Origin of the sequence: Chroococcidiopsis cubana SAG 39.79 (genome assembly GCF_003991895.1) — a bacterium.
Taxonomy (GTDB): domain Bacteria; phylum Cyanobacteriota; class Cyanobacteriia; order Cyanobacteriales; family Chroococcidiopsidaceae; genus Chroococcidiopsis; species Chroococcidiopsis thermalis.
The window spans coordinates 1-8370 of sequence record NZ_RSCK01000157.1 but is presented as its reverse complement, the minus strand read 5'-3'; the positions used below and the strand labels follow the sequence as shown (position 1 = coordinate 8370).

At 44.9% G+C, this 8370-nt stretch carries 7 protein-coding genes and 1 pseudogene; 3 read left to right on the top strand and 5 right to left on the bottom strand.

The genetic code is table 11. The features are described 5' to 3' along the window. Positions 1-529: 529 nt before the first annotated feature. Positions 530-2116 carry a Na+/H+ antiporter gene (locus DSM107010_RS35560; RefSeq protein ID WP_106166690.1) on the top strand — a complete coding sequence of 529 codons (1587 nt, stop codon included), beginning with the start codon at positions 530-532 and terminating at the stop codon, positions 2114-2116. A 591-nt stretch (positions 2117-2707) separates the two neighbouring features. Here the strand turns inward: DSM107010_RS35560 and DSM107010_RS35555 are convergent. Beyond that, entirely contained in the window at positions 2708-3262 is a 555-nt protein-coding gene (locus DSM107010_RS35555; protein ID WP_106166691.1) for a tyrosine-type recombinase/integrase, read from the bottom strand. A 298-nt stretch (positions 3263-3560) separates the two neighbouring features. Beyond that, positions 3561-3722, bottom strand: a complete 162-nt coding sequence (locus tag DSM107010_RS39105) for a hypothetical protein (RefSeq protein ID WP_158631958.1) — start codon at positions 3720-3722, stop codon at positions 3561-3563. A 449-nt stretch (positions 3723-4171) separates the two neighbouring features. Here DSM107010_RS39105 and DSM107010_RS43395 point away from each other — a divergent pair. After that, positions 4172-4330: pseudogene (locus DSM107010_RS43395) on the top strand (HNH endonuclease); the annotation flags it as partial. Between the two features lie 470 nt (positions 4331-4800). Here the strand turns inward: DSM107010_RS43395 and grxC are convergent. Then, positions 4801-5067 carry a glutaredoxin 3 gene (gene grxC, locus DSM107010_RS35545; RefSeq protein ID WP_106166692.1) on the bottom strand — a complete coding sequence of 89 codons (267 nt, stop codon included), beginning with the start codon at positions 5065-5067 and terminating at the stop codon, positions 4801-4803. A gap of 499 nt (positions 5068-5566) precedes the next feature. After that, the gene (locus DSM107010_RS35540; RefSeq protein WP_106166693.1) at positions 5567-6853 is read right to left on the bottom strand and encodes an NAD(P)/FAD-dependent oxidoreductase; all 1287 of its coding nucleotides are present in this window, start codon (positions 6851-6853) and stop codon (positions 5567-5569) included. Between the two features lie 206 nt (positions 6854-7059). Between DSM107010_RS35540 and DSM107010_RS35535 the strand changes: the two genes are divergently transcribed. After that, positions 7060-7446 (top strand): fasciclin domain-containing protein, encoded by a 387-nt coding sequence (locus DSM107010_RS35535; RefSeq protein ID WP_106166694.1) that lies wholly within the window; start codon positions 7060-7062, stop codon positions 7444-7446. Positions 7447-7474: 28 nt separating this feature from the next. Here DSM107010_RS35535 and DSM107010_RS35530 read toward each other — a convergent pair whose 3' ends face one another. Then, entirely contained in the window at positions 7475-8116 is a 642-nt protein-coding gene (locus tag DSM107010_RS35530; RefSeq protein WP_106166695.1) for a TMEM175 family protein, read from the bottom strand. Positions 8117-8370 lie beyond the last annotated feature (254 nt).

The following is an 8370-nucleotide window of genomic DNA, read 5'->3' as shown; positions in this document are numbered from 1 at the left end:
CAATGTGGCTCGCTGTCACCTTAGAAGCTCTCAGTCATTTTGTGGTCGAGATTCTCTTTGTCGCTCACTTTGCGACGCTGGGTTTAAACAAATTAGTTTCGCTCAGCAATCGCACACGCTTGGAAAACCTGCTGAATCGTTTTTAGATTGCCATCAACTCCATCGTGTCACTCACTCAAATCAATGGATCAGCCAAACCGGAGCTTGATTTGATTTGCTCATCCGGCACTGGAAAAGTCACGAGTCAATCGCCAATTGATTAAAGCCGTTCGTGGAATGGACTCGCTCGTCATTCGCGACCTGTATGTAGGATGCCTAAGCCAGGGAGTCACCCCCCAGGCTTAGGCATCCACGTAGTAACCGCCCAAAGCCCCCGTTCCTAAAATGGCGGAACTACGATGGGGAGATTAGCGGCGGGACGATTTGAGCTCAAAATGACTTCTGCTATACCTAGCTTGCTTTTACAGGTTTTCTTTCAATTTTCGGCGTGATAAGTTGTCTAATACCTAAGCGATCGCACTCATCTGTCATGCATCACGAAATCGAGATTATTCTTGGACTGCTCTTGGCTGTCGCCGCTCTTGCAGTAGTTGCCCAAAGGCTGGCAGTTCCCTATCCGATTCTGCTTGTTATTGGTGGACTCGTGCTTGGTTTTATACCTGGTCTTCCCCATGTAGAACTGAATCCCGAACTCGTCTTCGTCTTGTTTTTACCACCCTTACTGAATTCAGCAGCATGGTACACTTCTTGGCGCGACTTTCGCTTCAATCTCAGACCGATCTTACTACTAGCGATCGGTTTGGTGTTAGCAACTACGTTTGCTGTGGCGGCGGTTGCCCATCTAGCAATCGGTGGAGTTACATGGGCAACAGGCTTTGTCTTAGGAGCGATCGTTTCACCTCCTGATGCCGTAGCAGCCACCGCTATTACCCAGCGACTCAACGTTCCTCGCCGCGTTGTCACGGTTTTGGAAGGCGAGAGCCTGATTAATGATGCCACGGGTTTAGTAGCGTATCGCTTTGCGGTAGCTGCTGTTGCCACGGGTGCGTTCTCGCTCTGGGAAGCTGGACTGCGCTTTTTTCTCATGGCAATTGGTGGAGTCTTAATTGGGTTAGCGATGGGATGGATAGTCGTTAAGATTCATAGCTTGATGGACGATTCTCTGGTAGAAATTACCAGCTCGATCTTGATGTGCTTTTTAACCTACATATTAGCCGAACGCTTGGGCGTGTCGGGAGTGTTGGCAGTGGTGACATTAGGGTTATACCATCGCAGAAAAAGCCCCGAAGTCCTATCACCCAGAACTCGCATTCAGACAATTGCAGTGTGGGATCTCATTGTTTTTCTGCTCAACGGTTTGATATTTATTCTGATCGGTCTGCAACTACCGACCATTCTCGAAGAGATCTCCGAGTATTCATTAGCAACTCTCGTATGGTACGGTATCCTTGTCAGTGTCGTGGCGATCGCCGTGCGCCTACTGTGGGTATATCCAGCCGCTTACATTCCTCGGTTTCTCAATCCCAAACTGCGCGAACGCGATCCCTACCCTTCCTGGCGATTACTCTTGCTCATCAGTTGGGCTGGAATGCGGGGTGTTGTTTCGCTGGCAGCAGCTTTAGCACTACCTTTAACCATAAACAATGGCGCTCCTTTTCCAAATCGCGACTTAATTCTGTTTCTCACCTTCTGCGTTATTTTGGTAACGCTGGTGCTACAAGGGTTGACTCTACCACTCCTGATTCGCTGGCTCAAAATTGAAGACGAAGATAATATCGAGCGGGAGGAGATGGAAGGACGACTGAGAGCAGCTGAAGCCGCGCTCGATCGCCTTGACGAACTCCTGACTAAAGACTGCGGACAGACAGAAGCAGAGTTGATTCAATGGCTGCGAACTCAATATGACCAGCGCATCCGCAGCATCAGTGCTTGCTGTGTCGCGATCGATATGGGTAGTCGCGAAAGGCTTACAGCCTTTCGCCGCTTACAACACGAGATGCTGAGTGCCGAACGGAGAACGGCGATCCAACTACGCAATCAGGGAGCGATTAACGATGAAGTGCTGCACCGGATCGAGCGCGATCTAGATTTAGAAGAAACACGGTTGGGTAAGTAAGCAAGTCAAAAGTTAAATGTGATTTATCAGCCCCCCTTCTGGAGAATGGTTTTGAGACTGATTGATTTAGACTTCAATCTTGCCAGAGCTAACAGCCAGATGATTGAGTACAATTACTGAAACTAAATGGTTCATTTGAAGCACGATGTCATTCCTCCTGGTGCTTCTTGAGTCGCTAGCGCTAATCCTGGGGCAAGAGAGTAGTAGTGCGAACAAGAGCGGATCTTGTTCTTTGTTTATTGTTCCGTTGCCGATCGCCGCCCTTCTTTTAGCTCCGAGTATGCTGCAAAGCGCATACTCAAGACCTTATTTGGCATACAAACGCGAAAAGGAGTAGGCTGGAACAGTAGCACAAATCCAGCACAAATAAAGCATACCTAATGGCGACCAACAACGTTAGGGTCGTGGGCTAAGAGCCACCCCCCTACCACCATGAGAAGCTACGCAAGTATATGCAGTCGTCCCAATCCCGCTCCCGAAAGTGCTTCGATCGCTCGTAGGAAATGTAGATGTGAGGGAGATCGCAGTGTGTCACTCAAGAGTGCTGATTAGCCGCTTTGCCCCTATGGGCTGAGACAAAAGCGCTCTGCATCAAAACCCGATCGCCGCTACAGCGTTCCTCTTCTGCTCTGAAGTCACTTCCAAATATCGTTGCAATGTTCCCAAATCGCTGTGTCCGCTGATTTCTTGAATCACCCTTAAGGGGATTCCGGCGCTGGACATCATCGTGAGGGCAGTGCGTCTAAACGAGTGGGTGCTGACTCCTTCCAAACCCACCCGATGGCAAGCATCGCGGAGGATTTTGTCTGCCGCGAACCGAGTCAAGGTTACAGATCGCCCCCGCATCCCTGGAAACAACGCCCCCTCTTTGAGGGGCTGATACTCTGCCAACAGTTGGGCTAAACCAGGTTGGATATCAACCACGCGAGTTTTCAGCTTGCCTTTGGTGGTAGACTTTCTAAAAGTCAACGTTTCACCCTGAATGTCAGTGGTTTGGAGTGCCAGCGCTTCGGACACTCGACAACCCGTGAATAAGCAGATGCCAAACAAAGCGCGATCGCGTGGAATACGCAACCCGTCAGTAAATAACCGCCTCAATTCCTCTGGGGTGAGTATTTTTCCCTGCCCGTTTCCCGCAACTTTCATTGGCTAAATCTTGTCCGTATCAACAGATTACACCTTTGGACAGTTTCGTAGAACAGGTGGCTCAAAGTATTGATTTATTGTGCTCGGGTAAGATAGGTTAACTCTACTTAAAGTTTTACTTATCAATCCCTTGACGAGAGAATGATGGTTTGGGGCATTTAGATGATTTTTGCTTATACTTGTTTTATCTTTACAATAAGCGGCTATAATTTGCGACGGTTGTTTTTATTTACTTAACGCAACATTGCACGAACGGATAAATGCAGCACCGGAGCGGTTGTCCTCTAGCCCACAACACTTAACCATGACCTTGTGCTATTACACCCTTGATAGTGGCATCTAATATATCTAAATCTGCTGGGGGGTAAGCACTTGATTGAGTGCCTCGAAAGGATTGCATCAAGGGGATTTGTCCGTAGCGCTCTTTGTATGATTCATTCGCCCACATTTCAATTTTCATGCGTTGACTTACACTAATTTCTAACCCTAAATGTTTAGCTCTTTGCTGAATAAACCAAAACTCAGGTTCTTTCAGTGCGAACGCTGATTTAGGGGCAAAAGTAGCGGTGCGATGTAGAAGTTGAGTGTTAGAGATTAAATAAATCCTCCGTTTTCTTTACTGGTTTCCTCACCAATTTTCATTCTCAGTTAATGTGGTCTGAAATTTATGATTTCGGTCTGGTGTCATTTAAGGTGGTTCTATTCTCACTTAATGTGGTCTCAACCACCCGCTTATTCTCATTTAATGTGGTCTCAAAACTGCGATGATTTCAGGTCGAAGCGATTATGATTTCGGGTCGCTACAACTACTGGAAACATCGACAAACCCGATTTGGTAAATCCTATTGAAAGTTTGGCTCCAAGTATTACAAAGTCGCCGAGAGTCAAAACTGGCGATGCCCAGTCTGCCTCGAATCCCTATTCAATGGAGAAGCACTGCATACTCACCACATACTACAGGCTAAGGATGGAGGAACAGATTCTTTTGAAAATCTCGTCCACCTTCACTCCTCCTGTCACCATCAAATACATCGTTGTGAGAATAGTTTCCAGTTGCTGAAGGCTTGAGCTGCCTGATGGGATAACTGTCACGGGCAGTTCTTTGGGGAGGGGGACACGGCGACGTGTGCCTCCTTACCCGACAAGCTGCACCGAAGTGCCACGTAACGGCTGAAACCGCTACCCAGAGAGAGTTTCAGAAAATTTTTCCACTTTTACCCTAAAAATGAGATTTTGATTAACTGGATACACACTTAAAGCTGTACCATTTAAACCTCACTGAATTTTGTAGCCTGAAACCCTCATGGTTACCTTGTCAAATCTGTACCAAATAGCTTAAAGTTCAATTGGCACAACAAAAACAAGGGTTTTCGGCGATTTTCGAGTTTCAGAGCAATTTTATTTTTGTAATCCTTTCACAGCAATACTTTCAGAGGTCGCGTGGCGGCTCGTGTCAGGCTCGCTACTTTCATCCCTTGTAGCACTGCCATCAGTCCATGCCTAGTTGAGAATTGGTGCAAGAATATACGGACTTTTGCTTATAAATCTACTTGTAGAAATTGCTCAAGCCTGCCCAGGTCGTCCAATTCATACAGGTCATCACAACCACCAATAGGTTGATCGTTGACAAAAATTTGAGGTACGGAATATCGACCGTTGGCACGCTCTGCCATAGCAGAGCGTGCTATCTTATCTCCATCAATGCTGTATTCAATAAACTCAACGCCTTTTTCCTTTAATAAAGCTTTGGCTTGACGGCAGTATGAGCAACTTTTACTCGTATAAATTTCAACTTTGGCAGTCATATATCCTCAACAAATTGATTGAATGAACAGTAATTGAACTTGTTGGAACTGTTGTATTTATTAGCAAAACAGTTCTATTAAATTAGGATTACTTGTAAACAGGACTGCTCGAAAATACTACTGTTTTACAAACTGTTATACAGTGCCGATGCTTGCGGTTAGCACGCTTGTCGCATCATGCGCTACTGGGCGTTGTTGGGGTGCTAGTATCATCGGAACAAAAAACTAGGTTAAGGATTTTATTCCTGTGATAACGATAAAAAAGCAGGTTTTTAGATCTTTCCTGTATCCCTTGTTCCAGGAAGTTTTCGGCGTTTTATTCCTGTGATAAAAGTTCTTATCACAGGAATTTTGAGTGAACGAAGCACTATTTTAGTAGGCGCTAAAAAGACCAAATAGCAAGGGTTTTGAGCTTAACCCAGTTTTTGGTTCCATTGCTACTCGCACCCGTTGTTGAACGCAATCAAATATCTAACAAGCGTTTTAATCTCAACGCAGCTTAAGCTGTTTCCTCTAAATATTTGTGAGCAAAAGTCACAGCCATCGCACCTTCGCCAACGGCTGAAGCCACACGCTTTACAGAACCGTGCCGGACATCACCCGCAGCAAAGGAACCTGGAACACTCGTTTCTAGGAAAAAAGGATCGCGTTCTAGAGTCCAGCACTGAGGTGGACGACCATCTTTAAGTAAGTCTGAGCCAGTAATTAAATAACCTGAGCGATCGCGGATAATATTAGTATCTTTTGCCCATTCAGTATTTGGCGCACCACCAATGCAAACAAATAGTCGCCCCGTATCGATTTGCTGCACTCCTCCGTCACTACAATTAGTAATTTCAATTTGCCGCAGCGATGTATCGCCAATTAGCTTAGTAACTTGAGATTGAAACAGCACCTCAATATTGCTAGTATTTGTAATCCGGTTAATTAGATAATGCGATAAGGTTGCTGCCAAATTATTGCCGCGCACTAAAATTGTTACTTTCCGTGCATAGCGAGAGAAATACATAGCGGCTTGACCTGCGGAGTTACCGCCACCAACGATAAAGACGTGTTCATCTTGACACATCGGTGCTTCGCTTGCACCCGCACCGTAGAACAATCCGACTTTTAAAAATTGGTCTTCGTTGGGCAAATTCAGCCGCCGATATTCTACACCAGTTGCACAAATATTTGCTCGTGCAATCATTTTGCTGCCATCTGCCATATCTGTATAGATCCGATTATTCTTAAATTCCGATTTCATTCCCTCGCGTAATAGCAGAAGCTCTATGCCAAACTTAACAGCCTGCTGCCGCGCGCGTTCGGCTAAATTAGCACCGCTAATTCCTTCAGGAAAGCCCATGTAGTTCTCAATTAGAGAACTCGTGCCAGCTTGCCCTCCCACAGCATGACGCTCAACTAAAACTGTACGCAAACCCTCGGAAGCAGCATAAACCGCAGCGCTTAACCCCGCCGGACCTGCACCATAAATTGATACGTCGTATTCTTTAAATTTTGGTTGCGTTACCCACCCCAAATGTTGAGCAATTTCGTGAATGGTGGGAGCAAATAACTGTGTTCTATCAGGCAATTCAACCACTGGCAATCGAACGTTGCTTAGAGATGGCAATCCCAGTTCTCTGTTGCAATCAGCATCACAAGTGAGTGCAACCCAATCAAATTCAACAACAGTACGGTTAAGAAAATCGCGAATTTCATAGGCTTGTGCTGAGTCTGGTTGACCGTAAAGCCGTACTTTCTTTTGATTTACTTGGGAAGAATCTAAATTTTTTAGTTGAGTCATTTCAGTTTCCTGGGATTATCTTTTCTAAACTATAAGCTTGTTTGTTGAACTACTCTTGAATGTAGTAGATAGATGAGAGCGCGCCTTGTGCGAACAAGTAGCAAAATTTTTAGGATAACTAGGTTTTTCAGCTATTTCACTATAGAGTTAGGAGGGCGACTCGTTGAGCGAATACGCTACTGTTTATCTAACTAACGCGAAAATTTATGCCTGATATCGTAGATACTGCAATTAATGCAGGTACTTTCAGCACTTTAGTAATGGCTATTACTACTGCTGGTCTTGGCGCAGGACCATTTACCGTCTTTGCACCAACCGATGAGGCTTTTTCAAAGCTGCCATCAGGAACTGTTGAGTCACTATTAGAAGATGTCATTCAACTAAGAAAGGTATTAGAGTACCATGTCGTATCTGGCAAAGTAATGGCAGCCGATGTAGTGAAACTTGAATCAGCAACTACAACAGAAGGTTCAACGGTGAAAATTGATGCCTCCAATGGTGTCAAGGTAAATGACGCTACAGTTGTTACACCAGATGTCGAAGCAGATAATGGCGTGATTCATATTATTGATACAGTGCTAATTCCTCGATAGGCACTGGGAACAAGTCTGTCTGGTTGCTTCAGACTTGTTCCATCAATTGCTTGTCGATAATTCCTGGCAGAAGATAAAACGAGGGAATGAGCGCGTAAAGTAGGATGCTCAAGTTGATGCTAATAAAAGCCAAACCTGCGGCAACAAGATAAGAAATTGGATAGCTAAGAGTCCAAATAGTTGCTTTTTGAACAACTTTTTGGTGAATGAGTTTTTCAGTCTTGATGTAGCGACGGACAACATAAAACCAGAGCGCGTTGTAAGCAAATCCAGTAATTGCTAACGAAAGCCCATAAAAAACAACGACGGGTAACGATGCTCCATACTCACCAATAAGCGCCGTAGGATAAGGGATAAAAGCAACGCACATCAATAATAGTAAATTGATTACTAAAATAGTGCGATCGACTCTTTTTATAAAATGAAAGAGTGCATGATGATTAATCCAAATTACGCCAATAACAATAAAACTGGTGGCATAACTTAAAATGTGGGGTAAAACTTGGAGAAGTTTGGTAATTGCTTCAGATGAGGTTGCCTGTGTTAGGTCAGGTGCTTTGATTTCAATCACAAGTAAAGTCACTGCGATCGCAAATACGCCGTCACTAAATGCTTCAAAACGGTTCAAACTCATCAAGGGAATTTGTTTTGTATTCTCCGATTGCAGCATTTTAGTTTCCTGAAGTAGTTTAAATAGGGCTTGGAAGATTCGCTCGTAGTTTCTAACTTATTACTCTACGCTTTTTGTTGCAGAGTCTCTAAATTTTCACCAAATCGACTTGTGCCATAACTAAACTGAGAGCGATCGCCCATTTGCTGACCGGATGCCATAAGTTGTCTGCCATAAGGCGGTTTCTATCAAACAGAATACCAGTTGAGCTAAGATGCAATTATGCGCTCAACCTTGTAGTAGCAAAGCCTTGG

Excerpts from the sequence above, each read along its gene's own strand:
- DSM107010_RS35555 (WP_106166691.1), bottom strand. The coding sequence starts at position 3,262 with ATGAAAGTTGCGGGAAACGGGCAGGGAAAAATACTCACCCCAGAGGAA.
- DSM107010_RS35530 (WP_106166695.1), bottom strand. The coding sequence starts at position 8,116 with ATGCTGCAATCGGAGAATACAAAACAAATTCCCTTGATGAGTTTGAAC.
- DSM107010_RS39105 (WP_158631958.1), bottom strand. The coding sequence starts at position 3,722 with ATGAAAATTGAAATGTGGGCGAATGAATCATACAAAGAGCGCTACGGA.
- DSM107010_RS35535 (WP_106166694.1), top strand. The coding sequence starts at position 7,060 with ATGCCTGATATCGTAGATACTGCAATTAATGCAGGTACTTTCAGCACT.
- DSM107010_RS35560 (WP_106166690.1), top strand. The coding sequence starts at position 530 with ATGCATCACGAAATCGAGATTATTCTTGGACTGCTCTTGGCTGTCGCC.
- grxC (WP_106166692.1), bottom strand. The coding sequence starts at position 5,067 with ATGACTGCCAAAGTTGAAATTTATACGAGTAAAAGTTGCTCATACTGC.
- DSM107010_RS35540 (WP_106166693.1), bottom strand. The coding sequence starts at position 6,853 with ATGACTCAACTAAAAAATTTAGATTCTTCCCAAGTAAATCAAAAGAAA.